Below are 655 nucleotides of genomic sequence, written 5' to 3' on the forward strand. Positions count from 1 at the left end.
TCTGGAGGACTGGGCTGCGTACGACGGCAGCACGCTGGACAGGCCACGGTTCTGGGTGCAGAGCGAAGCGCAATGGGTCAAGGACGATGCCAATGACATTCATAGAGGCAAGCGGGGCCTCAAGGTCATAGGGCATGAGGGATCAAGCCGGACCCTCGATATCCTGCCGCCCGGCACGCAGGTTGCGGTTTCCGGCACGGGCCGTCACCGCAAGCTGGAAAATGCCCTGGGTCCTGCCTCGCTACGCAGTGTGGACGGCACCTTGCGCGGGTATGTCTCTGCACGCCACTTGCGGCCAGGCAAGGGTGATCTGTCCGAGGTCACAGGCGATGTCCTGAATGTGCGTGCCGAGCCCCATGGGCAAGCGACCGTGCTGGCCGGGTTGACCAAAGGGACCTCAGTGCGCCTCAGCGGCAGTGGCGACTTCGTCAAGCTCGAGTATGTCGAACAGTACGTACTGGCGGAAAAACTGCGTAGCGAGTATGTCCCGGCAGGTCGCGATGAAGTTTTCGTCCCGGCAAAGCCCATCCCCATCAAGGCCGGTGAACTGATCGGCCACATCGGCCCCTACCAGAATGCCAGGGATGCCAAGCCCCGTCGGCACCTGCACCTCGAAGTCTTCTGCGTCGACTACTTCCCCGACTTCCTCGAGGAA

General features: G+C 62.3%; 1 pseudogene. It reads left to right on the forward strand.

The window, feature by feature from the left end:
• Nucleotides 1-655: pseudogene (locus tag PSEMO_RS33455) on the forward strand (hypothetical protein); the annotation flags it as partial.

It is taken from the genome of Pseudomonas putida (genome assembly GCF_001941965.1).
Taxonomy (GTDB): Bacteria; Pseudomonadota; Gammaproteobacteria; order Pseudomonadales; family Pseudomonadaceae; genus Aquipseudomonas; species Aquipseudomonas putida_L.